Consider the following 25,342-nt stretch of genomic DNA (forward strand, 5'->3'; position numbering starts at 1 on the left):
GGCCGGTGCCCTGGCCGTGCGGGGGCGGCGGCGCGGGCTGCCAGCCCGGCCCCCGGAAGACCCGCCCGGCGCGCTCGCGCCAGCTGGTCGCGGCGCGGACGTCGCGGGCGATGGAGGCGTACTCGTGGGTGGCGACGCGCAGCGGGTTGTAGGTCTCGATGTTCTTGGTGAGTCCGAAGACGGGCCGCTCGGTCTCGCCGACCCAGGAGCCGAACATCCGGTCCCAGACGATGAGGATCCCGCCGAAGTTCCGGTCCAGGTAGCCGCCCTGGGAGGCGTGGTGGACGCGGTGGTGCGAGGGCGTGTTGAGGACGTACTCGAAGGGCCGGGGCAGCTTGTCGATGCGCTCGGTGTGGATCCAGAACTGGTACACGAGGTTGACCGAGGAGCAGAAGGCCAGCGCGGCCGGGTGGACGCCGAGCGCGATCAACGGCAGGTAGAACGGCCACGAGGTGACGCTGGTCCAGGGCTGCCGGAGCGCGGTGGAGAGGTTGAACTTCCGGCTGCTGTGGTGCACGACGTGGCAGGCCCACAGGATCCGGATGACGTGGTGGCCGCGGTGCGACCAGTAGTAGAAGAAGTCCTGGGCGAGCAGCATCAGCGGGATGGTCCACCACAGGACGGGGACGCGGAGCGGGGTCAGCTCGTAGACCGCCATGTAGATCGCGACGACCGGGATCTTCCAGAGGAGGTCGAAGAAGAGGCTCCCGAGTCCCATGCCGATGCTGGTGGCGGCGTCCTTCGTCTCGTACCCGGCGGATTCCTCGTCGGGATGGAGCCGGTAGCTGACCATCTCCAGGACGGTGAGCAGGACGAACGCCGGTATGGACCAGAGCACGACATCGGGCAGGTTCGGCATGCCGACGACGGTAGAGGGGGAGGTCGGGGTGCGGCTAGACGCTGTTACCAACAAGTATGCGAGACGACTTGTCAGCAAGCTTTGGCACCTTCCGACAAGGGCGGTCGGCGTACGATCGGAGGGACGGCGGCCACTGGGGGAGGAACTCCGTTGCAGGGACTGGAAGTTGCTGTGGCGCGACTGGCGGGGGCGGTACTGGGCGCGGTCGTGAGATCCGTGGTGACGCCACGCAAGGGTGCCGGGCTCGTCGACTCCCCCGTCCGCCCGCTCCCCCGGCCCGCGAAGCCCGACCGTCTGGCGAAGGTCCTGGGCACGCGCCTGGCCTCGGGCTCGTACGCCGCGCTCCCCGAGCACGAACGCCTGGCGGCGGTCGACGGGGTACGGGACACCTTCGCGGCGGCGGGGCCGGTGGACGCGGAGCGGCTGTTCGCGGTGGGCCTGGACCCGGAGCGACTGCGCGGCGAACTGCCCGCGCCGGACGCGGGCCTGGCCGGGCGGACCCTGGAGCTGTACGACGACCTGCTCGGTCTCTGCTGCGGCCACCTCGTCGAGCAGCTCACGGCGGAGCCTTCGTTCGCGGCGCGGGCGGCGGTGGAACAGGTGCGGGTCTCGGGGCGGACGCGGGACGCGGTGGACGCGCTGCTCGCGGACCGCGCCTCCCCAGTGGCCGAGGCCCTCGCCTTCGAGCAGCGATACGCCGCCTACGTGGCGGCGACCCACGGGCGCCTGGAGCTCTTCGGCCTGACGCTGGGCCGCTCGGCACGCGAGTGGCCCCTGGACACCGCGTACATCAGCCTCGCGGTCAGCGGCGGCCCGGAGCGGGAGATCCCCGGGCTCCCGCACACCGGCACGACGGCCGTGACCGCGGAAGCGGCCTTCGCGACGACCGACCGGCTCCTGTTGCGGGGATCCGCCGGCTCCGGCAAGAGCACCCTCGTGCAGTGGCTGGCCCTCAACGCGGCCCGCCGGTCCTTCGCCGGCGACCTCGCGGACTGGAACCGGTGCGTGCCGTTCGTCCTGCGGCTGCGCGCCTTCACCACCGCCGACGCGCTGCCCGCGCCCGAGGAGTTCCTGCGCGCGAGCGGCGTGCCGCTGACCGCGCCGCCCGGCTGGACGGAGGACCTCCTGACCGGTGGACGGGCGCTGATCCTCGTGGACGGCGTGGACGAGGTCCCGGTACGGCTGCGCAACCGCACCGAGACATGGCTGCGCAACCTCGTCACCGCGTACCCGGAGGCCCGGTACGTGGTGACGACCCGACCGTCGGCCGTGCCCGAGGAGTGGCTGTCCCGCCAGGGATTCGCGGCGCACACCCTGCTGCCGATGGACGGCGACGACATCCGGGCGTTCGTCGCGCACTGGCACGACGCGGCCCGCCTGGAGTGCGCCTCGGACGAGGAACGGGCGCAGCTCGACACCTACGAGACCGCACTGCGGCAGGCCGTCGGCAGCCGCCGCGACCTGGCCCGGCTCGCCACCAACCCGCTGATGTGCGCCCTGCTCTGCGCCCTGAACCGGGACCGCCGGATGCAGCTGCCGCGGGCACGCAAGGAGCTGTACGACGCGGGGCTCGACATGCTGCTGGTGCGCCGGGACACCGAGCGGGAGATCTGCGGCGTCGAGGGCGTGGACCTGACGCGGGAGGAACAGACGTCGCTGCTGCAGCGGCTGGCGTACTGGCTGATCCGCAACGGCCAGGCGGAGGCGGAGCGAGCCGACGCGGAGGAGATGGTCGCGGAGTGGCTCACGGCGATGCCTCAGGTCCGGGGCGACGCGGCGCAGGTCTTCGCGCATCTGCTGATCCGCAGCGGCCTGCTGCGCGAGCCGGCTCCCGGCGCGGTGGGCTTCGTGCACCGCACGTTCCAGGACTACCTGGGCGCGAAGTCGGCGGTGGACGCCCGTGACCTCGGCGTGCTGGTCAAGAACGCCCACGACGACCAGTGGGACGACGTCGTCCAGATGGCCGTCGGCCACGCACGGCCGGAGGAGCGGGCCCAGCTGCTGAAGCAGTTGCTGAAGCGGGCCGACCGCGCGCCGAAGCTGCGCCACCGGCTCGTGCTGCTGGCCGCGGCCTGTCTGGAGCACGCGCCGGAACTGGACCCGGCGGTGAGGGAGCTGGTCGAGGTCCGCACCCGGGAGCTGCTCCCGCCGCGCGACCTCAACGCCGCCGAGGAACTGGCCAAGGTCGGCGAGCTGGTCCTGCCGCTGTTGCCGGGGCCGGCGGAGCTGGACAAGGAGAGCGCGTCGGCCGTGGTGCGGACGGCCGCGCTGATCAAGGGGGACACGGCGTTCGAGGTGGTGGCGCGGTTCAGGGAGGACAGTCGTCTCCTGGTGCCGTTCCAGGTGTCGCGGGCGTGGTCGTCGTTCGACACCGTGCGGTACGCCCGCGAGGTCCTCTCCGCGAGCCGGTGGGAGCAGGACTTCCTGCACGTGCAGTCGGCGGAGCAGCTCGCGGCGCTGAAGCTGTTGCCGAGAACCCACAGCGTCCATCTCGCGGGACCGTACGCGGACCTGTCGCCGCTTCACGTCGTCGAAGACCTTCAGCGCGTGTTCGTCTTCGAGAACACCGCCCTGACCGACCTCAGCCCTCTCCGGCATTTCACCGGTCTCCGGTACGTCGGCCTGAGCCGCAGCCCGCTCCTGGCGGACCTTTCGCCGCTGGCCCGGCCGGGACTCGAGTACCTGTCGCTGTACGAGCTGCACCCCGCGCTCTCCGTCGAGCCCCTGCGCGACATGCCGGACCTGTCCAGCTTCAGTCTCGGGCACCCCCTGCTCATCGAGAGCCTCGCCGAGCTGCCCCTCGGGTCCGCGCTCACGCACCTCGCTCTTGGCTCCCAGGCGCGCTACGTCGAGCTCGCCGGCATCGAGCGATGGCCCCAGCTGGTGAGCCTCTCCCTCTTCGGACAGGCGCAGCTGAAGCAGCTCGTCGCCATGGCGGAACCGCCGCGACTGGAGTCGTTGCAGCTGTCCGACCTGACCGGCCCCGATCTCGCCTCGCTCGCCGCCCTGCCGGACGTGCGCGCGCTGTACCTGTTCCGCTGCGAGATCCCTTCCCTCGCGCCCTTGCGCGACCACCCCGCGCTCGGCCTGATCCGGCTCTGGCAGTGCACGACGCCGGACGGCGCGCCGATCGACATCTCTCCTTTCGCGGACCGCGACGACCTCACGTTCACCGTGTCCCCCGAGACGCGACTGCTCGGCGAGGACCTGTTCGGGCCGGGCCGCGTCAGGCGGGACTAGGGCCCGCGAGCCCGGCATGATCCAAACGACAGGCCCTAGACCCCCGCCGCCCCCAGCAGCGAGCCCGCCCCGTAGGTCACCGCCATCGCGAGGGCGCCGCCGGCGGTGTTGCGGAGGATGGCTCGGGCGGGTGGGGAGGCGCCCAGGTGGGCGCTGGTCCAGCCGGTGAGGGCGAGGGCCGCGAGGACGGAGAGGACCGTGATCCAGAGGCGGTCGTCGGCGGGCGGGAGGACGATCGCGAACAGCGGGAGCAGAGCCCCGACCGTGAAGGCGAGGAAGCTGGCGACGGCCGCGTGCCAGGGGTTGGTGAGGCTGTCGGGGTCGATGCCGAGTTCGACGCGCGCGTGGGCGCGCAGGGCGTCGCGTTCGGTGAGCTGTTCCGCGGCCTCGCGGGCGATGTCCGCGCTGAGGCCGCGGCGGGCGAGGAGGTCGGTGAGTTCGGCGAGTTCGGCCTCGGGCCGTTCGCGCAGTTCGCGGCGTTCCTGAGCGAGCGCCGCCTGCTCCGAGTCGCGCTGGGTGGAGACCGACACGTACTCCCCCGCCGCCATCGACATCGAGCCCGCGAGCAGGCCCGCCAGGCCGGCGGTCAGGAGCGCGGCCTGCGACTGCGTCGCGCCCGCGACGCCCACGACGAGGCCCGCCGTGGAGACGATGCCGTCGTTGGCTCCGAGCACGGCGGCCCGGAGCCAGTTGAGACGGGCTCCGAGGCCGCCGCCGTGGGCCTCGGTGTGGGCGGGGGCGTCAGTCACCCGGGGAGGGTCTCACCCCGGCCGTCACCAGACCCGGACCGACCCGCCCGGGGCGAAGGCGGGGCTCGTGGCGGCCGGGGGGACCTCCTTCAGGGGCTCGGCGATCTCCTCGACGGACGGGCCGTGCACGGCCGCCAGGGAGTCGAGGAACGACAGGTCGAAGCCGTAGACGCGGGCCGCGTTGCCGCCGGCCATCGCCGCGACCTCCTCCCTCGGCAGCCCCGCGTAGGCGATGCGGAGGCCTTCGCGGGAGTACGGCGTCGTGCCCTCGTCGTGCGGGTAGTCGCTGCCCCACATGATCTTGTCGAGGCCGATCCGGTCGCGCAGCGGCACCTCGTGCGGGCGCATGAAGCTCGCGCCGACGAAGCAGTTGTCGCGCCAGACCTCGCTCGGCCCCTTGCCCATGGACTCCGCGAGGCCCGCGCCGAACTTCGACTCCGCCGTGGCAGCCCTGGCGGACGCCGCGACCAGCCGGCCGTGGTAGTAGTCCAACATCTCCAGGACGCCCGGGATCCAGCCCGAACCCTGCTCCGTCAGCACCAGCTTCAGCGACGGGTGGCGGCGGAACGCGCCGCCGAACACCAGGTGCCAGAGCGCCCGGTGGGAGAACCAGGTCGTCTCCACCATGAACACCGCGCGCGCCGCCGGTTCGTCGCCGAGCGGCGGCGAGGCGGAGCCGCCGTGGTGGTTGACCGGGACGTCCAGCTCGGCGCAGACCGCCCAGATCGGGTCGTACGTCTGCGAGTACAGCTCGGGGATCCCGCTGCCCGGCGGGGCGCCCGGCAGGAGGATGCCGCCGGTGAGGCCGGCCTCCTTGGTACGGCGGATCTCCTTCACCGCCTCGTCGACGTCGTTGAGCAGGATCTGCGCGACGCCCGCGCGGCGGCCCGGCGCGTCCGCGCAGAAGTCGGCGAGCCAGCGGTTGTGCGCGCGCAGCCCCGCCCAGCGCTGCTCGAACTCCTCGCGGGTCGGCGCGGGCGCCATCAGCGAGGCCGAGGGGAAGAACGGCGGGATGGTGTTGGGGAAGACGACCTCGGCGACGATGCCGTCCTCCTCCAGCTCGCGCAGCCGGCGGGCGGAGTTCCAGTTGCGGTCGGCGGTGTCGGCCAGCAGGTCCTCGTACGGGTTGACGTAGTCGGCCGCCCAGGCGTCGAAGGCGTCGTGGTGCTTCTTCTCCAGGTACGGCTTGTAGTCCAGGAGGTCGGCGCCCGCGTGGCAGTCCGCGGAGATGACCGTGTAGCGGTCCATGTGGTCCGCGTGGTCCAGGCGCTCCATCAGTTCACCCCCAGCACCGGGAAGTCGTGGTCCGTCAGCCAGTGGCGGCCGACCTCGCGCGAACGCGCCCAGGAGGCTTCGACCGCGGTCTGGTCGGGCGACTGACCGAGTTCGGCCGGGGTGGGGCCGATACGGCGGGCGAGCGGGGCGAGCGCCTCGGTGTCGAAGCCGAAGACCTCGGCCGCCGCGAGGCCCAGCATCCGCCGGGTCTCCTCCACGGGGATGTCGTGGAAGGTGTTCCGCAGCCACGCGCGCGTGTTGGGCCAGGTCCCCTCGGGGTGCGGGAAGTCCGAGCCCCACAGGATGTTGTCCACGCCGATCTCGTACCGCTGCGCCAGCTCGCGCCGCTTGGTGTTGGTGGCGCAGACGAAGACCTGGCGGTCCAGGTACTCGCTCGGCGGTCGCTTGAGTTCTGCGAACGGGGAGAGCTTCTTGCCGCCGTGGGCGCCGAGGTAGAGCCGGTCCATGAACCAGAGCAGGTTCGGCAGCCACCAGCAGCCGGACTCGGCCACACCGAACCTCAGCCCCGGGTGCCGCTCGAAGACCCCGGACCAGAGCAGGAACCACAGCGGCCTGGCCGGCCACCAGGTCACCTCGCTGACGTAGATGCCGAGATGGTCGCCGTACTCCTCGCGCGGGGCGGCGCCGGAGTGGGTGACCAGCGGCATCCCGGTCTCGGCCGCCGCCGCCCAGACCGGGTCGTACCGCCGGTCGTGGTAGGGTTCCTTGTCCACCCACATGGAGGGGATCATCAGCGCCCCGAGGCCGGACTCCTTGGCGCGGTGGATCTCGGCGACGACCTTCGACGGCTCGGCGGTGATCGGCAGCAGCGCCACCCCGCAGTGCCGTTCGGGGTTCTGGCCGACGAACTCGGCGAGCCAGCGGTTGTGCGCCTGCGCGCCCGCCATGCCGAGGTCCGGGTCCTGGTCGCCGGAGAGCCCGAGGCCGACGCCGAAGGGCGCGGCGGTCTGGCTGTCGACGGCGTCCGCGTCGGGGAAGACGACCTCGGCCGCCACCCCGTCGCCGTCGAGCTCCTTGAGCCGCTGGGCGGCGTCCCAGCCGCCCCGCAGCCCTTCCTCGTTGTCGCTGAACCACTTGTTCGCGAAGTCCTCGTTGCGCACCCCGAGCCGGGTCATGGCTTCCCGGCGGGCCTCGCGCCCGGCGAGGAACTCGTCGAAGTCGCGGTGGAAGCGGGGGTCGAGATAGGGCCGGTAGCGCTCGGTGGGCAATCCGGCGTGACAGTCGGAGGAGATGATCAGATACGGGTCCTCATAGCTCATGGTCCAAGCCCCTCGGAAGGCGTGTCAGACGTGTCGGACGTGTCAGGCCTGTCAGGCCTGACAGGCGAGTCGGTCGAGTCAGGCGAGTCAGGCGAGTCAGTCGAGGATGAAGCTCTCCAGGTAGGACGGGTTCGCGCGGTCGAGCATCGACTGCGAGCGCGCCCGGATCTGCCGGTCGCTGTGCTCGCTCGCGGGCAGCATCCAGAACCGGTCGGCCCTGATGCCGTCCACGACGTGCTCCGCGACCTCTTCGACGGGGGTGAAGGCGACCTCGTGTCCGGCCTCCTTCATCGCCGCCTCCCACTGGTCGAGGCTGCGGTACGGGCTCTTGCGCGGCCGCTCCTTGGCGTACCGCTCGGGCCGGTTGCGGTGCGACTCCCACAGCCCGGTGCGCAGCATGTGCGGGCCGGGGAAGAGCACGGACGCCCCCACGCGCGCGTGCTCGGCCCGCAGGTGGGCGTAGAGCGACTCGGTCATGGTGACGACGGCCGCCTTGGTGACGGCGTAGACGGAGGCGGTGGGCAGCGGGGCGATGCCGCCGTCGCCGGAGGAGGTGTTGACGACGTGTCCGGGCTCGCCGCCGGCGATCATGCGCGGGACGAAGGCCTGGATGCCGTGGAAGACGCCCCAGACGTTGACGGAGAACGCCCATTTCCAGTCGTTGGGCTCGTGCTCCCACATCCGGCCCTCGGCGCCCGAGCCGACGCCCGCGTTGTTGCAGAGGACGTGCACGGCGCCGAAGGTGTCGTACGCCGCGTCCGCGAGGGCGCGTACCGAATCCGCGTCGCTGACGTCGACGGTGCGGGCGAGGACCTGGGCGCCGCCCTCGACGAGCTCCTCGGCGGCCTTGGCGAGCGCGGCCTCCTCGACGTCGCCGAGGACGACGGAGAGTCCCTCGGAGGCGAACCGGCGGGCCATCGCGAGTCCGATGCCGCTCGCCGCGCCGGTGACGACCGCGACCTGCCCCTGGCGCAGCTCCATCACACGCTCCCTTCCGGCGGCCCGTCGAGGATCTGCTGCGGGTCGTCGTAGCGCTGGTGGATGTACGGCAGGAGCGCCTGGGCGCTCACCCGTTCCGCCACCCGGCCCTTCTGGTCGGTGGTCTTCTCACCGATCGTGATCTCGACGATCCGGCGGACGGGGAGGTCGGCGACGGGGTCGTACATCGACTCGCGCAGCACGATGTCGCCGGTGACCTGCTCCAGTCTGCGGACCTTCTCGTTGCGCAGGCAGTGGACGAGGACGGGGTCGCCGTCGAAGCCCGTGCCGTCCACGCCCGGCAGGAACTTGAAGTAGAAGTCGGTCTTCTCGGTGGGCTCGGGCAGCGGAAGCGGCCCGGAGACCGCGCCGCGCACCTCGACGAAGTCGATGCCGTGCCGGCCGAGGGCGGCGCGGACGACGAGTCCGTCGCGTTCGACGACGACCTGGCCGAGCTTCTTCGGCTCGCCGAAGACCTCGCGGCCGCCGATGAGGGCCCGCTCCAGGGTCATCGGCATGACCAGCGGGTACCAGCCCTCCTGGTCGCCGTGGGCGGCGGCCACGGCGACCGAGCCCGCGCCGAGGGGGTAGCCGGGCAGGTCGACCTGGGAGATGTTGGCCCGCACCAGGGGCCGCTCGGTGGGCTTGAGCGGCGGCGGCAGGACCGCCGCGACCACGTCCGGATCGGTCTCCCAGACGGCGACCACTCCGGTGGACCAGATGTCGGGAAGCTTGCTGCTCTTGGCGCGGGCTGCCGAGATCTCGGCGTCGGTGCGCGCCCCGTACCGTACTCGTGCCATGACGTACCGCCCTTCAAGGACTTCAGGGACTTCAGGGACTTCAGGGACCGTCGGCCTGTAACACAGTTACACCGGCGGCGATGAAGGGTAAAGAGCCGTGCACGCGGAAGAAGCGCGCGGAAGAGACGGACGGACGAAGGCGGACGGCAGCCACGGCGGAGGAACGGGGGAACGGATGGCGCGCAGCGCACTCACCCGCGAGGAGGTCCTGACGGCCGCCGCGGCGCTGGTGAAGCAGCACGGCCCGGACGCCCTCACCATGCGCAAGCTCGCGGCCGAGCTGGGCACGGCGGTGACCTCGATCTACTGGCACGTCGGCAACCGCGAGTCGCTCCTCGACGCGCTGGTCGAGCGGACGGTCGCCGATCTCTCGGCGATCGGCGCCCGCGGCCGCACCCCCGTCGAGCGGATCGTCTCGGTGGCCCGCGCGCTCCGCCGCGAGCTGCGGGACCGGCCGCACCTGGTGGCGATGGTCCACGAACGCGGCCTGACGGAGCGGATGTTCCTGCCCGCCCAGCGCGCGCTCGCCCACGAGGTGCACGCGGCCGGGCTGCGCGGCGCGCGGGCGGCGGAGGTGGTCAGGGCGGTCCAGGTCCAGGTCGTCGGTTACGTCCTGGTGGAGCGCAATCGCGAGCGGGCCCCGGTCCAGTCCCCCGCCGAGGAGGAGCTCTGGGAGGGCGCGACCGGCGACCCGGACGACCCCGCCCTGGCCCGCGCGCTGGCCCGCCCGGTCGACACCGAGCGTCTCTTCACCACCTCGGTACGGGCCCTGGTGGAGGGCCTGTTGGCCGCCCGCGACGCCGGTCCCGAGGGCCCTCGGGCGTCAACCTGACGGCGACTCCGAGGGGTGGGTGGGGCACCGGGGCACCGGGGTGTCGGTGGGGGCCCGTATTCTCAGTGACCATGCTCGACGACCGTACGACAGCAGCAGCGTGGCCGACCGCCTACCCGCAGGGGTACGCGGTCGTCGACGTGGAGACCACCGGACTCGCCCGCGACGACCGGATAGTGTCGGCTGCCGTCTACCGCCTGGACGCCCAGGGGAACGTCGAGGACCACTGGTACACGCTGGTGAACCCCGAGCGCGACCCGGGTCCGGTCTGGATCCACGGGCTGACCCGCGACCTGCTGGAGGGCGCGCCGCTCTTCCCCGAGATCGCCGCCGAGTTCTCCGCGCGGCTCGACGGCCGGGTCCTGGTGGCGCACAACGCGCTCTTCGACTGGTCGATGATCGCCCGCGAGTACGCGCGGGCCGACCGCACCGCGCCCGTACGGCAGCGGCTGTGCACCATCGCGCTGGCCAAGGAGCTGTCGCTCCCGCTGCCCAACCACAAGCTGGAGTCGCTGGCCGCGCACTTCGGTGTGGTCCAGCAGCGCGCGCACAACGCGCTGGACGACGCCCGGGTGCTCGCCGAGGCGTTCCGGCCGAGCCTGCACACGGCGGCCGAGCGGAACGTCCGGCTCCCGCTCCTGGAGTGCCGGCCGCTGACCGAGTGGGTCTCCACGCCCGCCCCGGCCCGGATCGGCCACCAGGCCTCGTACGCCGGGAACAGCTGGCGCCCCACGCGCAAGCGCCCGCCGTGCCCGTACCCGAACCCCGGACGCTACGAAGCGGACAAACCGCTCAAGCAGGGCATGCGGGTGGCGTTCTCCGGCGACACCTCCATCGACCGCGAGCTCCTGGAGGACCGCGCGGTCGAGGCGGGTCTCCATGTCGCCACCAGCGTCTCCCGGCTGACGAGCCTGCTGGTGACGAACGATCCGGACTCCGCCACCTCCAAGACGGTGAAGGCAAAGTCCTTCGGCACCCCGATCGTCGACGAGGCCGCCTTCACCCAGCTGCTGCGGGACGTGACCCCGGCAGACGGGTGACGCCCCGGGCGTGCCGCCCGCGGCTCGTCCGCCGCGGGCCGCACCCTGTGGCGCATGGCACGTTGCGAGGTCTGCGGAAACGACTACGGCATGTCCTTCGAGGTGCACGCGCAGGGCGCGGTGCACGTCTTCGACTGCTTCTCCTGCGCCATTCACCGCATGGCGCCCATCTGTGAGCACTGCCGGGTCCCGATCATCGGCCAGGGCGTCGAGGTCGAGGGGAACTGGTACTGCGGGGCCCACTGCGCCCGCGCGGAGGGAAAGGTGGGAATCGTCGACAGGGTGTGACCACAACCCCCGTGCGTGCACCCCATGACCACAGTTGTACGGTCATGGGGTGTACCGCTTCCTGTTGTCCCGGCAGTGGGTGATCCTCACCCTCGTCGCCCTCGTCCTCGTCCCGACGATGATCGAGCTGGGCTTCTGGCAGTTCCACCGGCACGAGCGCCGGGTCGCCCAGAACGCCCTGATCGCGGACAACCTCGAGGCGGAGCCCGTCGCCGTCGAGAAGCTCACCTCCCCCGGCCACACGGTCCCGCGCGCCGACTACTGGCGCACGGTCACCGCCACCGGCACCTTCGACGCCGCGCACGAGGTCGTCGTCCGCCGCCGCACGAACGCCGACGACCAGCAGGGCTACATGGTGCTCACCCCGCTGCTCCTGAAGGACGGCCGGGCCGTCGTCGTCAACCGCGGCTGGGTCCCCGCCGCCACGGACCAGAAGGCCTACCCCGAGGTACCGCCCGCGCCCAAGGGCGAGGTGACCGTGACCGGCCGGCTCAAGGCGGACGAGACGACCGGCGCCAGCGGCATCAAGGACCTGCGCGGCCTGCCGGACCGCCAGGTGATGCTGATCAACAGCGCCCAGCAGGCGGAGCTGTCCGGCCTCACCGTGCTCGGCGGCTACGTCGAGCAGACCGCCCCCGAGGCGCCCGGCGGCTCCCCCGAACTGGTCCCCGAGCCGGACCACGACTCGATCGGCGCGCACATGGCGTACGCCGTTCAGTGGTGGCTCTTCACGGCCGGCGTGCCCGTCGGCTGGGTGATCCTGGTGCGCCGCGAGAAGCGGGATCAGGAGGCCGCGGCCCGTACGGACGGCGGCGCGGGGGCTCCCGAACCCGAGCCGGCAGCGGTGTAGGCCACAGCGCCCCTCTGATTGACCGTCGTCCCGCGCGGGAACACGCCAAAGCGTGACGCAACGTATCGACGACTACGCCCTCATCGGCGATCTCCAGACCGCCGCGCTCGTCGGACGCGACGGGTCGATCGACTGGCTGTGTCTGCCGCGCTTCGACTCGGCCGCCTGCTTCGCCGCGATCCTCGGCGACCAGGAGAACGGCCACTGGCGGATCGCCCCCACCGGCGCCACGACCTGCACCACCCGCGGCTACGCGGGTGACTCGCTGGTCCTGGAGACGTACTGGGAGACCCGCACCGGCACCGTGAAGGTCGTCGACTTCATGCCGCAGCGCGACGCGTACCCCGATGTGATGCGGATCGTGGAGGGCGTCAGCGGCAGCGTCGAGATGAGCGGGGTGCTCAGGCTCCGCTTCGACTACGGCTCGATCGTGCCGTGGGTGCGGCGCAGCGACGGCCACCGGGTGGCCGTCGCGGGCCCCGACTCGGTCTGGCTGCGCAGCGAGCCGCCGGTGAAGACCTGGGGGCAGCAGTTCTCCACCTGCTCCTCCTTCACCGTGGACGCCGGCCAGAAGGTCGCGTTCGTCCTCACCTGGCACCCCTCGCACGAACCGCGCCCCGACCTGATCGACCCGTTCGGCGCCCTCGAGGAGTGTCTGACGGACTGGCGGGACTGGGCGGCGCGCTGCGCGTACGAGGGCCCCTACCGGCAGGCGGTGCTGCGCTCCCTGCTGACCCTGAAGGCGCTCACCTACGCGCCGACCGGCGGCATCATGGCCGCCGCGACCACCTCGCTGCCGGAGGAGCTGGGCGGCGTACGGAACTGGGACTACCGCTCCTGCTGGCTGCGCGACTCGACGCTCACGCTCGGCGCGCTCCTCTCGGCCGGCTACGTCGACGAGGCGGCGGCCTGGCGCGACTGGCTGCTGCGGGCGGTGGCGGGCGACCCGGCCGATCTCCAGATCATGTACGGGCCGGCCGGCGAGCGGCGGCTGCCGGAGATGGAGCTGCCCTGGCTGCGCGGCTACGCCGAGTCGGCGCCGGTCCGGGTCGGGAACGCGGCGGTGGAGCAGTTCCAGCTCGATGTGTACGGCGAGGTCATGGACTCGCTGCACATGGCGCGGCAGGCCGGCATCCCGCCCGGGGACCACGCCTGGAACCTCCAGCTGAGCCTGCTCGGCTTCCTGGAGTCGACCTGGCGGGACCCGGACGAGGGTCTGTGGGAGGTGCGCGGCGCGCGCCGCCACTTCGTGCACTCGAAGGTGATGGCCTGGGTGGCCGCCGACCGGGCGGTGCGCACGCTGGAGGCCGATCCCTCGCTGCGCGGCGATCCGGCACGCTGGCGGGCGATGCGGGACGAGATCCACGCGGAGGTCTGCGACAAGGGGTACGACCCCGCGCGCAACACCTTCACCCAGTCCTACGGCTCACGGGAGCTGGACGCGGCGACGCTCCTGATCCCCCGGGTCGGGTTCCTGCCGCCGGACGACCCCCGGGTGGTGGGGACGGTCGACGCGGTGCGGGCCGAGCTGACGCACGGCGGCTTCGTCCGCCGCTACAGCACCGAGGGCGGTTCGGTCGACGGCCTGCCCGGCGGCGAGGGAACGTTTCTCGTCTGCTCCTTCTGGATGGCGGACGCGCTGCGGATGACCGGCCGGGAGGCGGAGGCGCGGGAACTCTTCGAGCGGCTCCTTCAGCTCCGTAACGACGTCGGGCTGCTCGCGGAGGAGTACGACCCGGTGGCGCGGCGTCAGCTGGGCAACTTCCCGCAGGCGTTCAGCCACATCGGTCTGGTCGGGACCGCTCTCGCGCTGGCCGAGGAGGACCCGGCAGGATAGGGCCATGGATCTTGGACTGAAGGACCGTGTGTACGTGGTGACCGGCGGGACCCGGGGGCTCGGCCGTGCCTCGGCCGAGGCGCTGCTCGCCGAGGGCGCGAAGGTGCTGGTCACCGGGCGCGAGGAGAAGACGGTCGCCGAGGCGGTCGCGGAACTGGGCCCGGACGCGGCGGGGCTCGCGGCCGACAACGCGGACCCGGAGGCGCCCGCCCGGCTGATCGCGGAGGCGCGGGCCCGCTTCGGGCGCTTCGACGGCATCCTGGTGAGCGTGGGCGGCCCGGCCCCCGGCTTCGCCGCGGACAACACCGACGAGCAGTGGGCGGCCGCCTTCGACAGCGTCTTCCTCGGGGCCGTGCGGATGGCCAGGGCGGCGGCGGAGGCACTGGCCGAGGGCGGGGTCATCGGCTTCGTCCTGTCGGGCTCGGTCCACGAGCCGATCCCGGGCCTGACGATCTCCAACGGGCTGCGCCCGGGTCTCGCCGGATTCGCCAAGTCCCTCGCGGGCGACCTCGGCCCGCGGGGCATCCGGGTCGTCGGCGTGCTGCCGGGCCGGATCGACACCGACCGGGTGCGCCAACTGGACGCCCTGTCGGGCGACGCGGACGCGGCCCGCACGGCGAACGAGTCCCGCATCCCGCTGCGGCGCTACGGCAGCCCCGAGGAGTACGGCCGCACGGCGGCGTTCCTGCTGTCGCCGGCGGCCTCGTACGTGACGGGCGTGATGGTGTCGGTGGACGGCGGCGCGCGGCACGGCTTCTGACGGAGGGCGCGGGGCCTCACGTCACCCGGCGGGCCCGGTGCTTGACCGCGCGGAGGCGGGCCTCCGTCGGAAGCGCGGTCAGTCCCGCCGAGGTGCGGGCGTTGGCCAGGGCCTCGGTGCTCAGCGAGGTGAGGGCGGCGCCCGGGGAGGCGTACGGCTCCAGGAGCAGCCGCACGCGGGTGCGCGGAGCGGTGCGGCGGCCGGTCAGGGCGACCCTGGCCCGGGCCACGCCCTCCTGGGCCGTCGCGTCCGCCTCCAGGACGGCCTCCAGGGTCCGGCCCCGTACCGTCGCGCCCTCCCCGTCGCCCGTGTCGATGAGGATCTCGGTGAGGCGGGCGCGCCGGAACTGGGCGAGCAGCCACCACAGGGAGAGCAGGACCAGCACGCCGAGGACGGCGATCACCACCGGCCACCACCAGCCCTCGTCGCGCCACCGCAGCCGGTCCGCGCGGCTCAGCAGGACGTCGGAGGGGCCCGACCACGGCCACCAGGAGGGCACGGGCAGATCGAGCCCGGCGGCGAGGACCGCCCCGCCGAGGGCGACGAGCACCAGGCCGATCAGGCCGAGGACGATGCGGTTGACCCGGCGCAGGACGACGGTCATCGTCTGCCCCCCTTCTTCGGCGGGCGGCCCACCCGGACGGTCGGCGCGGGTGGCCGGGAGAGACCCAGGTCGTCGATGCCGGTGGCGAGGACGCTCTCCAGATCGGCACGGACCGCGTCGAGTTCACGGAAGTGGGAGACCGCCCGGACCGCCACCTTCTTGCGCCCCATCCGTACCCGCACGGACTGCACGCCCGACACCTCCATCGCCCGGTCGCGCAGCGTCAGCGCGGCGGCCTCGCGGTCGAGTCCTGCGCGTACGTCGGTGTGGTCGCGGCGCATCGGCAGGACGGAGCGCAGCCCCGGGGTGGCGGCCAGGATCAGCAGCCACAGCCCGAGCGCCACGGCGAGGGCCGCGCCGGTGAGCACCCAGGTGTTGTCGAGCGGCCGGGTCGCCAGGTCGTCGGCGAGTTCCTTGCGCCAGGCCATGGCCGTGCGGTCGGCCCGGACGGCGGCCACGTCGTAGAGCAGCAGGCCGGTGCCGGCCAGGAGGACGAGGGCGACGAGGGCCGCGGGGACGCGCCGCACCGCCCAGAAGCGGCGCGCGGCGGGCGCGGCGGGCGGGTCCCGCAGGACGGGTACGGGCTCGTCCTCGGCTCCGGTGCTGGGCTCGGTGTCCGTGGTCATCGCAGCCCCCGCCCGTCGGACTCGCGCGCCGTGCGCGGGGAGTGCAGCCGCTCGACGTGCACGGTCACCTCGGGGACCTCCATGCCCGCCAGCTCCCGTACCCGGCTCATCACCCGGCCCCGGACCGCGCCGCACTGCCGGCCGAGGTCGGAGGGGTAGGCCAGCTCCAGGGTGACCGAGACCCGCGCCGTGTCACGGAGCACGACGACCGAGGCGTGCGGGGCCGAGCCGCCCGGGGGCACCGCGTCGAGCGCCTCCCTCGCGGCCCGGGCGGCGATCTTCGCGACGACCCGGTCGGCGATCGTGGTCGCGCCGCGGCCGGCCGCACCCACCCGCTCGGCGGCCCGGTCGACCGCCCCGTCGACTGTCACCCCCGGTCACCGCCGCCGGTCGCCGCGCTCGCGACCCCGGAAGAAGTCGCCGGGTTCGAGGTCGCCCTCCACGAACCGCCCGACGACGAAGCCGACCGCGCCCAAGGCCGCGACCAGTACGAACGCCCCGAACCCGCCGAAGTATCCGGCGAATCCGAGGGCCATTCCGGCCACCAGGCCGACCACCGCCATGCTCATGCTGAGCCCTTTCCGCCGCGCAGCCAGCGGCTACTGGAGCCGTGACTCCGGCACCTCGTCCTCTTCGTCCGGCAGTTTCACGTCGCTCACGGCGATGTTGACCTCGACGACCTCCAGGCCGGTCATCCGCTCGACGGCGGCGATGACGTTCTCGCGCACGGCCCCGGCGACATCGCCGATGGACACGCCGTAGTCGACGACGATCTCCAGGTCGAGGGCGGTCTGCACCTCGCCGACCTCGGCCTTCACGCCTCGGGTGACGCCCGATTTGGTGCCGCCGCCACCGGGCACCCGGTCACGTACGGCGCCGAGGGTGCGGGAGAGGCCGCTGCCCATGGCGTGGACGCCGACGACCTCGCGGGCCGCGAGACCGGCGATCTTCTCGACGACTCCGTCGGCGATGGTGGTCCGGCCGCGGGTGGCGGGATCGCCGCCGCCCCGCTTGATGACGGACGGTTCCTTGGGGTGTGCGGGGTCATTCATCACCGTTCATCCCTTCAGTGGGGATATGCCTACCTTTGCCCACATTAGGCTGGGGCGATGACGACGACACCTGGGGCGGGATGGGTGGGAACGGTACGTGAGCGGCTCGGGCCGGGGCGGCTGCTGCCGCTCGGGGAGGCCGCGGACGGCGCGTGGCTGGCGGAGCGCGCGGCCCGGACGGTCCTGCTGCGGGCGGCGGGGGCGGTCCCGGGCGTGGGGCCGGGGCCGCTGCGGGTGGGGCTCGGGGCGGCAGAGGCGGGCGCGCCGGCCAGCGCGGCGCCGTTCCCCGTACCGCCCGGCGGGCTGCCGCCCGGAGCGCTGCGGATCGCCGGGGAGTTCACGGCCCGGAGCCGGCGGATCGGGGAGCGGCCGCTGCCGGAGCTGGCCGAGGACGTGCGCGCGGCACTGTTCGCGGCGGCGGAGCGGGATCTCGGCCTGCTGGTCGAGGCCGTGGACCTGCGCGTGACCGGCCTGGCGGAGGACGAGCCGGATTCGGCGACCGCCACTCCCCCACCCGGGCGAATCTCGTCCCTGAAGGCCGAGGGCGACGAGGCCCGGAACCCCGCCGCCGAGCACAGCACCGTCGAGGTGGGCGCCGCGGAGGACCCCGTGGCGGTCGCGGCGCTCGGGGTGCCCGGGGTGGCGGGGCTTACGTCCGTCCTGGGCGCGCCGGTCCACCGCTCCCCGGGCGCGCTGCGCGTGGAGCTGGCGGTCGCCGCGGGGCACCGCGCCCTGGACGTGGCCCGCGCCGCCCGCACCCGGGCGGCCGGAGCGGCCCCCGGGGCGACGGCGGTCACGGTCCTGGTCGCGGACGTGCGCTGAGCCCCGCCGCGGGGGCATGGCGCGTCAGTCGCCGAGCCCCGCCAGGTCGCGCAGTCGGCGGGCCTGGGCGGCGCGCTCGGCGACGCGCTGGTCCTCGTACGAGCGGCCGGTGGCGCCCTGGAGCAGCGCCTTGGTCTCGATCACCGCGTCGCGCGGGGCGGAGAGCAGCGCGGCGGTCAAGTCCCGTACCGCACCGTCGAGTTCGTCGGTGGGCACGGCGATGTTGGCGAGGCCGATGCGCTCGGCCTCCTGCGCGTGGACGAAGCGGCCCGTGGCGCAGATCTCCAGCGCACGGGCGTAGCCGACAAGCGCCACGAGCGGGTGCGTGCCGGTGAGGTCGGGGACGAGCCCCAGGCTGGTCTCGCGCATGGCGAACTGCACGTCGTCGGCGACGACCCGCAGGTCGCAGCCGAGGGCGAGCTGGAATCCGGCTCCGATGGCGTGCCCCTGGACGGCCGCGATCGACACGATGTCGCTACGGCGCCACCAGGTGAACGCCTCCTGGTACTCGGCGATGACCGCGTCCAGGTCCTCGTCCGAACCCCGCGCCAGGTCCAGGAAGGACGGCTCTCCGTCGAAGCCCTCGGGCGTGAACGCCTGCCGGTCGAGCCCGGCGGAGAAGGACTTGCCCTCGCCGCGCAGCACCACGACCCGCACGCTGCCCGGCAGTGACCGGCCGGCCTCCGTCAACGCCCGCCACAGAGCGGGAGACTGGGCGTTGCGCTTCGCCGGATTGGTCAGCGTCACCGTGGCAACGGCGTCCTCGACGGTGAGCCGTACACCGTCCTTGTCGAACACGAGCACAGAGTCGAGCGAAGTCATGGGGCGCCTCCGGTTCCGGTGCAGCACTGCTAAGTGACTGCACAGTAACCACCCGGTCGACCGTGCGGGCGACCGGGTGGCCACCGCGAGAACCGATGGACCCGACGAACCGCGCCCAGTCAGGCCGAGGCGGCCTTCTTGCCCCGTGTCGCTCCGCCGCGTCCACGCAGCGTGACTCCGGATTCACTGAGCATCCGGTGGACGAATCCGTAGGAGCGGCCGGTTTCCTCGGCCAGCGCCCGGATGCTCGCACCGGAGTCGTACTTCTTCTTCAGGTCTGCCGCGAGCTTGTCGCGCGCGGCGCCGGTCACCCGGCTGCCCTTCTTCAGAGTCTCGGCCACCCGTGCCTCCTCATGGGAAGTGCGCTCTGGACTTCTCATGATCACCCCTCTCGGACGTCCTGGCCACCCATTCGACAAGGTCAGTGGCGGCAGGTTTGCGAGCCGACAGCGCGTCACCACGAGCGGAATCTACGATTCCGATCGTGGTGATCCATGCTCTGGGACACACGCGGGCGGGAAGTGCCAGGTCAGCGGCGCAAGGGGCGAAAAAGGACGGCGCGGCCCTGACGGAAGGATTCCGCAGAGAGCCGCGCCGGGGGGATGAGACGCCCTCACTCAGATGATGGATCACCCATGAGCCGAATGATCCATACCGAGATGATCAGGCGAGCGCCACGAGGTCCTTGTAGTCCGGGCCCCACAGGTCCTCGACGCCGTCCGGGAGCAGGATGATCCGCTCCGGCTCCAGCGCGTCGACCGCGCCCTCGTCGTGCGTGACGAGGACGACGGCGCCCTTGTAGGTGCGCAGCGCGCCGAGGATCTCCTCGCGGCTGGCCGGGTCGAGGTTGTTGGTGGGCTCGTCCAGGAGCAGCACGTTCGCCGAGGAGACGACCAGGGTGGCCAGGGCGAGCCGGGTCTTCTCGCCGCCGGAGAGCACGCCGGCCGGCTTGTCGACGTCGTCGCCGGAGAAGAGGAAGGAGCCGAGCGTCTTGCGCACCTCGACGAGGTCGAGGTCGGGCGCGGACGACCGCATGTTCTCCAGGACCGTGCGGTCCGGGTCGAGCGTCTCGTGCTCCTGGGCGTAGTAGCCGAGCTTGAGGCCGTGGCCCGGGGTCACCTCGCCGGTGTCCGCCTGCTCGGCGCCGGCGAGCAGGCGGAGGAGCGTGGTCTTGCCCGCGCCGTTGAGGCCGAGGATGACGACGCGCGAGCCCTTGTCGATCGCGAGATTCACATCGGTGAAGATCTCGAGCGAGCCGTACGACTTGGACAGGCCCTCCGCCGTCAGCGGGGTCTTGCCGCAGGGCGCGGGCTCGGGGAAGCGGAGCTTGGCGACCTTGTCGCCGACCCGGACCGCCTCCAGGCCCGAGAGCAGCCGCTCGGCGCGCTTGGCCATGTTCTGCGCGGCGACGGTCTTGGTGGCCTTGGCGCGCATCTTGTCGGCCTGCGAGTTGAGGGCGGCGGCCTTCTTCTCGGCGTTCTGGCGTTCGCGCTTGCGGCGCTTCTCGTCGGCCTCGCGCTGCTGCTGGTAGAGCTTCCAGCCCATGTTGTAGACGTCGATCGTGGAGCGGTTGGCGTCCAGGTAGAAGACCTTGTTCACGACGGTCTCGACGAGGTCGACGTCGTGGGAGATGACGATGAAGCCGCCGCGGTAGGTCTTGAGGTAGTCGCGCAGCCAGACGATGGAGTCGGCGTCGAGGTGGTTGGTGGGCTCGTCGAGGAGCAGCGTGTCGGCGTCGGAGAAGAGGATCCGGGCCAGCTCGACGCGGCGGCGCTGACCACCCGAGAGCGTGTGCAGCGGCTGGCCGAGGACGCGGTCGGGCAGGCCGAGGGCGGCGGCGATGGTGGACGCCTCGGCCTCGGCGGCGTACCCGCCCTTGGTGAGGAACTCGGTCTCCTGGCGCTCGTACTGCTTCATCGCCTTGTCGCGCGTGGCGCCGGTGCCGTTGGCGATGCGCTCCTCGTTCATCCGCATCTTCTTGATGAGGACGTCGAGGCCACGGGCGGAGAGGATGCGGTCGCGGGCGAGGACGTCGAGGTCACCGGTGCGCGGGTCCTGCGGGAGGTAGCCGACCTCGCCGGAGCGGGCGATGGTGCCGCCGGCCGGCTGGCCCTCGCCCGCGAGGCACTTGGTGAGCGTGGTCTTGCCCGCTCCGTTGCGGCCGACGAGGCCGATGCGGTCGCCCTTGGCGATACGGAAGGAAGCGGACTCGATGAGGACGCGGGCGCCGGCGCGCAGCTCGATGCCGGAAGCGGTGATCACGGACAGACTCCAGGGCGGACGGGTCGGCGGAAGGGGTGGGGAGCGGATTCGACGCCGCTAGTCATGCGCGCGGAGAATGGCCATACGGCCAGTCTAACGGGCGCATGCAACTGCTTTTCGGTCACGGCCGGGGACCCTCCCCCACCTGCCCCTTTCTCCCACCAACCCACTGTTACCGCCCATGAGCGACAAAAGGGGCGGACCCCAGGGGATTCGCCGATACTCGGCCGCAGGCGGCGGTCGCTGCCGCGGCACGACGGCGGAGGGTGTGGCCCATGCAGTTCGACGACGACGCCGACCTGGACACCTCCGAGGTCAAGGACGTCCGCGGCAGCCGCGTCCCGGGCGGGAAAGCGACCGTCGGCGGCGGCATCGTCGGGTTCATCGCACTGATCCTGGGGCTGTTCTTCGGGGTGGGGCCCGAGCAGCTGGGGCTCTCCGCCGGCGATCCCGAGCCGGTGGCGACGTCGTCCTCGCTGGCCCAGGTCGAGCAGACCTGCCGGACCGGCGCGGACGCGAACGCCCGCGACGACTGCCGGATCGTGGCGGTCGTCAACAGCGTGCAGGACTTCTGGCGGGCGGAGTACGCCCGGCGCGGCGGGCAGTACGGGGACGCGCGCACCGTCATGTTCGCCAACCGGGTGGGCACGGCCTGCGGCTCGGCGACCTCGGCGGTGGGGCCGTTCTACTGCCCGGGCGACCGCCAGGTCTATCTGGACCTCGGATTCTTCAACGAGCTGCGGACCACGTTCGGATCCACCGGCGGGCCCTTCGCGCAGGCCTACGTGGTGGCGCACGAGTACGGCCACCACGTCCAGAACCTCATGGGCACCCTGGCCCGCGCCCAGGACGGGCGCACGGGTGCGAACTCCAACGCCGTGCGGGTCGAGCTGCAGGCGGACTGCTACGCGGGCGTCTGGGCGCGCCACGCGACGACCACGCCCGACGAGAAGACCGGACGCCCGCTGCTGACCCGGCTCACGGACGAGGACATCCGGGACGGCCTGGACGCGGCCGCCGCGGTGGGCGACGACCGGATCCAGGAGAAGTTCCAGGGCCGGGTGACGCCGGAGAACTGGACGCACGGCTCGGCGGCGCAGCGCCAGCAGTGGTTCTACACGGGCTACCGGACCGGGGACATGGCGCAGTGCAACACCTTCCGCTGAGCCGCCCCGATGTCGGTGCCGGTGTCAGCGGCGGATGCCAGACTGAGATCCAGGTCACATTCCGCCACGAGAAGGAGTGATCGGGATGGCTGAGGCACCCCATATCTGTCCGACCCTGACCTACCACGACGCGCATACGGCGATCAGACAGCTCACGGAGGCGTTCGGCTTCACCCGCACCGCGGTGTACGAGGGCGAGGACGGCAAGGTCATGCACGCCGAGCTGTCGTTCGGCAACGGCATGGTGATGCTCGGCAGCAAGGGCACGGGGACCGAGTTCGACAAGCTGGTCGAGGGGTCGGGCCCCACCGGGGTGTACGTCCACGTGGACGACGTGGACGAACACCACGCGCGGGCGGTGGCCCACGGCGTCGAGATCGTGATGCCGCCGACGGACCAGGAGTACGGCTCGCGGGACTACATCGCCCGCGACGGCGAGGGGAACGTCTGGAGCTTCGGCACCTATCTGCCGGGGGCCACCGGCTGAGCGGAAGGTGTCTGTCGGTCAGGCTCCCCCGGTGTGCACCTGGAAGGCCGCCCTGCGGACCGCCTTGGCGAGGGCGGGGTCGGGGTGGGCGGCGGCGAGGGCGACCAGGACCTGGACCGTCCGGGGGTGGCCGACGGCGCGGACCTCGTCGAGGAGCGCCGGGACGGTGCCCTGGACGGCCGACTCCAGGTGCCGGACGAGGAGCGTGCTCTCGCCGTGGTCGGCGACGGCGGCCGCGGTGTCCACCCAGAGCCAGGTGGCTTCCTCGCGGGTGAGCACCTCGGGGGCGTCGTCGGGATCGGCACCCTCGTACTCGGCGAGCCAGAGCAGGGCGTAGGGGCGCAGCGAGATCTCCTCGGCCGCGGCGCGGACCTCCGCCTCCGCGGGGGCTCCGACGACCCGGAGGGCCTCGAAGGCGAGGCCGCGCAGCAGGGCGTCCTCGCCGCGGGCGACGGCGATCAGCTCGGCGACCGCGCTGGAGAGCGTGCGGGCGGCGAGCCAGGCGCGGTACTCGTCGCGGGCGGGGCCGGGGGTGAGGCCGGCGCAGCCGCGGAGCATGTCCTCGGCGGACTGCTCGATGTTGCCGGCCGGGCTCTGGGCGGCGACGCAGATCTGCTCCAACTTGACCCAGACCGCCCAGTTGCCGAGCGGGGTCAGGGTGGCCTGGCGGCCGTCGGGCCCCTCGCCGAGGGTCAGGGCGCCGACGTCGGCGAGTCCCTCCAGGGCCCAGTCGAGCAGCGCGGCGCGCCCGTCGGGCCCGGCCGGGGCCGGGCCGGCGGTGCCGTCGGCGGCGCTGTCGGCGGCTCCCTCGACGGGGACCTCGCAGCGCTCCTCGCGCAGTTCGTCGACGCGCTGCCCGAGCAGGTCGAGCAGGGCCGGGACCACCACGGGTCCGGCGGAGAGCTGGAGGAGGGAGAGCACCTGGGGAACGGCCTCGACGACCTCGGCGACGGCGCCGGGGGCGACATCGTCCGGGGCGGGGTGGACCAGGGACCAGGCGTCGAAGAGCGCGACCCAGCCGCGCAGCACGGCGGAGTCGTCGCGGTCCCAGGCGTGCAGCCGCCAGCCGGGGCGGGCGGTGCCGCCGTGGAGCTCCACGAGTCCGGCGAGCCGGGCCCGGTCCCAGCCGGCGCGGATCTGGCCGGGAGTCAGGTCCAGTGCGGCGGCGGCCCGTTCCTGGTCGAGGAAGGCCTGCGGGCGGGGCTCGGCAGTGGTCCTGGGCTCGGCGTCGAGGGCCGCCCAGCGGGCGATCCGCACGGCGTCGGCGAGGGCGGTCCGGGCCTGGCGGGCCAGTTCCGCGCGGGGCGGAGTGCCCTCCGGCGGGCGCGGGGCCGGGCGGCTGCGCCGGGTCGTCACGGCCCGCCGGGCGGTGGCGAGTGCCCGCGGACGGACAAGTCGGAGTCTGGAGTTGCGCGCCAAATGCTCATCGGGCTTTCGAGACGTCACGGGGGCAGTCTTCCCGTTGACGGCCGGAAAGCCCAATCGGAATCCGCAGCGCCGTCGAGAAGCCCTAGAGAAGGGGGGTGAGGAAGCGGCGCAGGGCCTCCTCGTAGCGGACCGGGTCGGCGTTCCACATCGCGGCGTGCGGGGCGTTCCTGACCGTGTGGAGGGTGACCAGTTCCGGTCGCCCGGCGGCCAGTTCGAGGGAGGGCTCCCAGGGGGCGATCGTGTCGTCGGGGCCGTGCAGGATCAGTGTCGGTACGCGCAGGGACGCCGGGTCGGCGACCTCCGGGAGCCGGTCGCCGTGCGGCCAGCCCCGGCCCGTCGCGGCGCGCACGGCGAGCGGGAGGAGCGGTCCGGGGACGCCCCGGGCGGCGGCGAGGTTGCGCAGGGTGGCCTCCCGGTCGAGGACCGGGGAGTCCAGGACGAGGCCGCGGATCCTCTCCCGTACGCCGGATTCGGCGGCGGCGTGCAGGGCCATCGAGGCGCCGGGGCCCCAGCCGAGCAGCACCACGTGCTCGGCGCCCCTGCGGACGGCGTAGCGGACGGCCGCGTCGACGTCGCGCCACTCGGAGTCGCCGAGGTGGCCGAGGCCGTCCGGGGACTGCGGCGCGCCCTCGTCGCCCCGGTAGGAGAGGCAGAGCACGGGGATCTGGCGGCGGGAGAGGAAGGGGACGAGGTTCAGCGGGTGCCGGCGGGTGGTGCCGATGCCGTGCAGGGCGATGACCCACGTGGAGCGCGGCCCGGGGACGAGCCAGGCGGGCAGGGAGCCGAGCTCGCCGGGGATCTCGACGTCCTCCTGGGACACGCCGAGGGCGGTCTCGGGGGTGCCGCTGTGCAGTTCGGGCGTGAGACGGACCCGGGCGCCGGGTCCCAGGTCGCCGTGCTCGACACGTTCCAGGCGGCGTACGACGGTGTCCGCAGTGTGCGGCACACGGTCGAGGACCGGTCCGACGACCGCGTGGACGCCGGGACCTTCGATCCCGTACGTGCCGGGGCGCAGGGAGGCGAGGCTGCGGGTGAGGGTGACCTGGCCGGGGCCCGTGGCGTGCACGGTCAGCCGTGGGTCGCCGGGCAGGGGACGTCCGGACGTCGCCTTGAGGGCGACGTCACCGGCGTACCGGCCGGCCGCGAGCGCGGCCGCGCCGGCACCGAGCAGAGTGGTGACGGCCGCTGCCGTCGCTGTAGCCGGGCGCACGGTCCCAGTGTCGGCAGCTCTCCCGGGGGGGGGCCCCCGCCGCGCCCCCCGCGGGGCCGCCCCCCCCGCGGTGTG

The 25,342-nt window shown here is 73.0% G+C and carries 26 protein-coding genes; 10 read left to right on the forward strand and 16 right to left on the reverse strand.

Annotated features, from left to right (window positions below):
- Positions 1-859: sterol desaturase family protein (locus AB0E14_RS34780; protein ID WP_362427762.1), on the reverse strand; the 859-nt coding region annotated here is incomplete at its 3' end.
- Between the two features lie 219 nt (positions 860-1,078).
- Between AB0E14_RS34780 and AB0E14_RS34785 the strand changes: the two genes are divergently transcribed.
- A complete protein-coding gene (locus AB0E14_RS34785; RefSeq protein ID WP_362427765.1) occupies positions 1,079-4,099 on the forward strand; it encodes an NACHT domain-containing protein in 3,021 nt (1,006 codons plus the stop codon).
- 35 nt (positions 4,100-4,134) lie between these two features.
- Here the strand turns inward: AB0E14_RS34785 and AB0E14_RS34790 are convergent, their stop codons facing one another.
- The 5 genes from AB0E14_RS34790 to AB0E14_RS34810 form a co-directional block, all read right to left on the reverse strand.
- Positions 4,135-4,848, reverse strand: coding sequence for a VIT family protein (locus AB0E14_RS34790; RefSeq protein ID WP_362427768.1), 714 nt, complete (start codon positions 4,846-4,848; stop codon positions 4,135-4,137).
- 24 nt (positions 4,849-4,872) lie between these two features.
- The gene (locus AB0E14_RS34795; protein ID WP_362427771.1) at positions 4,873-6,123 is read right to left on the reverse strand and encodes an amidohydrolase family protein; all 1,251 of its coding nucleotides are present in this window, start codon (positions 6,121-6,123) and stop codon (positions 4,873-4,875) included.
- Positions 6,123-7,403, reverse strand: coding sequence for an amidohydrolase family protein (locus tag AB0E14_RS34800; RefSeq protein ID WP_362427774.1), 1,281 nt, complete (start codon positions 7,401-7,403; stop codon positions 6,123-6,125). The genes AB0E14_RS34795 and AB0E14_RS34800 overlap by 1 nt, the downstream gene beginning before the upstream one ends.
- Positions 7,404-7,499: 96 nt before the next feature.
- On the reverse strand, positions 7,500-8,384 hold the full coding sequence (locus AB0E14_RS34805) for an SDR family NAD(P)-dependent oxidoreductase (protein ID WP_362427777.1): 885 nt from the start codon (positions 8,382-8,384) through the stop codon (positions 7,500-7,502).
- On the reverse strand, positions 8,384-9,181 hold the full coding sequence (locus AB0E14_RS34810; RefSeq protein WP_362427780.1) for an acetoacetate decarboxylase family protein: 798 nt from the start codon (positions 9,179-9,181) through the stop codon (positions 8,384-8,386). The genes AB0E14_RS34805 and AB0E14_RS34810 overlap by 1 nt, the downstream gene beginning before the upstream one ends.
- Before the next feature lie 175 nt (positions 9,182-9,356).
- On the opposite strand from AB0E14_RS34810, the gene AB0E14_RS34815 reads away from it, so the two are divergent.
- The 6 genes from AB0E14_RS34815 to AB0E14_RS34840 all read left to right on the forward strand — a co-directional run bounded on the left by AB0E14_RS34815 (position 9,357) and on the right by AB0E14_RS34840 (position 14,788).
- Complete coding sequence (locus AB0E14_RS34815) at positions 9,357-10,013, forward strand: TetR family transcriptional regulator (protein WP_362427783.1); 657 nt, start codon at positions 9,357-9,359, stop codon at positions 10,011-10,013.
- A gap of 65 nt (positions 10,014-10,078) precedes the next feature.
- Complete coding sequence (locus tag AB0E14_RS34820) at positions 10,079-11,053, forward strand: DEDDh family exonuclease (RefSeq protein ID WP_362427786.1); 975 nt, start codon at positions 10,079-10,081, stop codon at positions 11,051-11,053.
- A 54-nt stretch (positions 11,054-11,107) separates the two neighbouring features.
- Entirely contained in the window at positions 11,108-11,341 is a 234-nt protein-coding gene (locus AB0E14_RS34825; protein ID WP_362427789.1) for a hypothetical protein, read from the forward strand.
- A gap of 49 nt (positions 11,342-11,390) precedes the next feature.
- Positions 11,391-12,191 carry an SURF1 family protein gene (locus AB0E14_RS34830; RefSeq protein ID WP_362427792.1) on the forward strand — a complete coding sequence of 267 codons (801 nt, stop codon included), beginning with the start codon at positions 11,391-11,393 and terminating at the stop codon, positions 12,189-12,191.
- A 52-nt stretch (positions 12,192-12,243) separates the two neighbouring features.
- Positions 12,244-14,028 (forward strand): glycoside hydrolase family 15 protein, encoded by a 1,785-nt coding sequence (locus tag AB0E14_RS34835; RefSeq protein WP_362427795.1) that lies wholly within the window; start codon positions 12,244-12,246, stop codon positions 14,026-14,028.
- A 4-nt stretch (positions 14,029-14,032) separates the two neighbouring features.
- Positions 14,033-14,788: an SDR family oxidoreductase gene (locus AB0E14_RS34840; protein WP_362427798.1), complete on the forward strand. Its 756-nt coding sequence runs from the start codon at positions 14,033-14,035 to the stop codon at positions 14,786-14,788.
- A 16-nt stretch (positions 14,789-14,804) separates the two neighbouring features.
- Here AB0E14_RS34840 and amaP read toward each other — a convergent pair whose 3' ends face one another.
- From amaP to AB0E14_RS34865, 5 genes are read right to left on the reverse strand one after another with little or no spacing between them, the layout of a single operon-like run.
- A complete protein-coding gene (amaP, locus tag AB0E14_RS34845; protein WP_362427801.1) occupies positions 14,805-15,392 on the reverse strand; it encodes an alkaline shock response membrane anchor protein AmaP in 588 nt (195 codons plus the stop codon).
- Positions 15,389-16,018, reverse strand: a complete 630-nt coding sequence (locus tag AB0E14_RS34850) for a DUF6286 domain-containing protein (RefSeq protein ID WP_362427804.1) — start codon at positions 16,016-16,018, stop codon at positions 15,389-15,391. Before AB0E14_RS34850 ends, amaP begins: the two co-directional genes overlap by 4 nt.
- Positions 16,015-16,389: a hypothetical protein gene (locus AB0E14_RS34855; RefSeq protein WP_362427807.1), complete on the reverse strand. Its 375-nt coding sequence runs from the start codon at positions 16,387-16,389 to the stop codon at positions 16,015-16,017. Before AB0E14_RS34855 ends, AB0E14_RS34850 begins: the two co-directional genes overlap by 4 nt.
- Before the next feature lie 6 nt (positions 16,390-16,395).
- Complete coding sequence (locus AB0E14_RS34860; RefSeq protein WP_362427810.1) at positions 16,396-16,587, reverse strand: hypothetical protein; 192 nt, start codon at positions 16,585-16,587, stop codon at positions 16,396-16,398.
- A gap of 30 nt (positions 16,588-16,617) precedes the next feature.
- Positions 16,618-17,070, reverse strand: coding sequence for an Asp23/Gls24 family envelope stress response protein (locus AB0E14_RS34865; RefSeq protein WP_362427813.1), 453 nt, complete (start codon positions 17,068-17,070; stop codon positions 16,618-16,620).
- Positions 17,071-17,127: 57 nt separating this feature from the next.
- On the opposite strand from AB0E14_RS34865, the gene AB0E14_RS34870 reads away from it, so the two are divergent.
- A complete protein-coding gene (locus AB0E14_RS34870) occupies positions 17,128-17,892 on the forward strand; it encodes a hypothetical protein (protein WP_362427816.1) in 765 nt (254 codons plus the stop codon).
- A 24-nt stretch (positions 17,893-17,916) separates the two neighbouring features.
- On the opposite strand, the gene AB0E14_RS34875 is transcribed toward AB0E14_RS34870, so the two are convergent.
- The 3 genes from AB0E14_RS34875 to AB0E14_RS34885 all read right to left on the reverse strand — a co-directional run bounded on the left by AB0E14_RS34875 (position 17,917) and on the right by AB0E14_RS34885 (position 20,976).
- Entirely contained in the window at positions 17,917-18,714 is a 798-nt protein-coding gene (locus tag AB0E14_RS34875) for an enoyl-CoA hydratase/isomerase family protein (RefSeq protein ID WP_362427819.1), read from the reverse strand.
- 119 nt (positions 18,715-18,833) lie between these two features.
- A complete protein-coding gene (locus AB0E14_RS34880; RefSeq protein WP_006123601.1) occupies positions 18,834-19,055 on the reverse strand; it encodes a helix-turn-helix domain-containing protein in 222 nt (73 codons plus the stop codon).
- Between the two features lie 322 nt (positions 19,056-19,377).
- On the reverse strand, positions 19,378-20,976 hold the full coding sequence (locus AB0E14_RS34885) for an ABC-F family ATP-binding cassette domain-containing protein (protein ID WP_362427822.1): 1,599 nt from the start codon (positions 20,974-20,976) through the stop codon (positions 19,378-19,380).
- Between the two features lie 275 nt (positions 20,977-21,251).
- Here AB0E14_RS34885 and AB0E14_RS34890 point away from each other — a divergent pair, with 275 nt between their 5' ends.
- The gene (locus AB0E14_RS34890; RefSeq protein WP_362427825.1) at positions 21,252-22,142 is read left to right on the forward strand and encodes a neutral zinc metallopeptidase; all 891 of its coding nucleotides are present in this window, start codon (positions 21,252-21,254) and stop codon (positions 22,140-22,142) included.
- Between the two features lie 85 nt (positions 22,143-22,227).
- Positions 22,228-22,629 carry a VOC family protein gene (locus AB0E14_RS34895; RefSeq protein WP_362427828.1) on the forward strand — a complete coding sequence of 134 codons (402 nt, stop codon included), beginning with the start codon at positions 22,228-22,230 and terminating at the stop codon, positions 22,627-22,629.
- A gap of 18 nt (positions 22,630-22,647) precedes the next feature.
- Here the strand turns inward: AB0E14_RS34895 and AB0E14_RS34900 are convergent, their stop codons facing one another.
- Both AB0E14_RS34900 and AB0E14_RS34905 read right to left on the reverse strand, forming a co-directional pair.
- On the reverse strand, positions 22,648-23,985 hold the full coding sequence (locus AB0E14_RS34900; protein ID WP_362427834.1) for a hypothetical protein: 1,338 nt from the start codon (positions 23,983-23,985) through the stop codon (positions 22,648-22,650).
- Positions 23,986-24,139: 154 nt separating this feature from the next.
- Positions 24,140-25,267, reverse strand: a complete 1,128-nt coding sequence (locus AB0E14_RS34905; RefSeq protein WP_362427831.1) for an alpha/beta fold hydrolase — start codon at positions 25,265-25,267, stop codon at positions 24,140-24,142.
- Positions 25,268-25,342 lie beyond the last annotated feature (75 nt).

It is taken from the genome of Streptomyces sp. NPDC047981 (genome assembly GCF_040653315.1).
Lineage (GTDB): Bacteria > Actinomycetota > Actinomycetes > Streptomycetales > Streptomycetaceae > Streptomyces.

Coding starts and splice junctions, on each gene's coding strand:
- AB0E14_RS34795 (WP_362427771.1), bottom strand. CDS start 6,123: ATGGAGCGCCTGGACCACGCGGACCACATGGACCGCTACACGGTCATC.
- AB0E14_RS34800 (WP_362427774.1), bottom strand. CDS start 7,403: ATGAGCTATGAGGACCCGTATCTGATCATCTCCTCCGACTGTCACGCC.
- AB0E14_RS34805 (WP_362427777.1), bottom strand. CDS start 8,384: ATGGAGCTGCGCCAGGGGCAGGTCGCGGTCGTCACCGGCGCGGCGAGC.
- AB0E14_RS34810 (WP_362427780.1), bottom strand. CDS start 9,181: ATGGCACGAGTACGGTACGGGGCGCGCACCGACGCCGAGATCTCGGCA.
- AB0E14_RS34815 (WP_362427783.1), top strand. CDS start 9,357: ATGGCGCGCAGCGCACTCACCCGCGAGGAGGTCCTGACGGCCGCCGCG.
- AB0E14_RS34825 (WP_362427789.1), top strand. CDS start 11,108: ATGGCACGTTGCGAGGTCTGCGGAAACGACTACGGCATGTCCTTCGAG.
- AB0E14_RS34840 (WP_362427798.1), top strand. CDS start 14,033: ATGGATCTTGGACTGAAGGACCGTGTGTACGTGGTGACCGGCGGGACC.
- amaP (WP_362427801.1), bottom strand. CDS start 15,392: ATGACCGTCGTCCTGCGCCGGGTCAACCGCATCGTCCTCGGCCTGATC.
- AB0E14_RS34850 (WP_362427804.1), bottom strand. CDS start 16,018: ATGACCACGGACACCGAGCCCAGCACCGGAGCCGAGGACGAGCCCGTA.
- AB0E14_RS34860 (WP_362427810.1), bottom strand. CDS start 16,587: ATGAGCATGGCGGTGGTCGGCCTGGTGGCCGGAATGGCCCTCGGATTC.
- AB0E14_RS34865 (WP_362427813.1), bottom strand. CDS start 17,070: ATGAATGACCCCGCACACCCCAAGGAACCGTCCGTCATCAAGCGGGGC.
- AB0E14_RS34870 (WP_362427816.1), top strand. CDS start 17,128: ATGACGACGACACCTGGGGCGGGATGGGTGGGAACGGTACGTGAGCGG.
- AB0E14_RS34875 (WP_362427819.1), bottom strand. CDS start 18,714: ATGACTTCGCTCGACTCTGTGCTCGTGTTCGACAAGGACGGTGTACGG.
- AB0E14_RS34890 (WP_362427825.1), top strand. CDS start 21,252: ATGCAGTTCGACGACGACGCCGACCTGGACACCTCCGAGGTCAAGGAC.
- AB0E14_RS34895 (WP_362427828.1), top strand. CDS start 22,228: ATGGCTGAGGCACCCCATATCTGTCCGACCCTGACCTACCACGACGCG.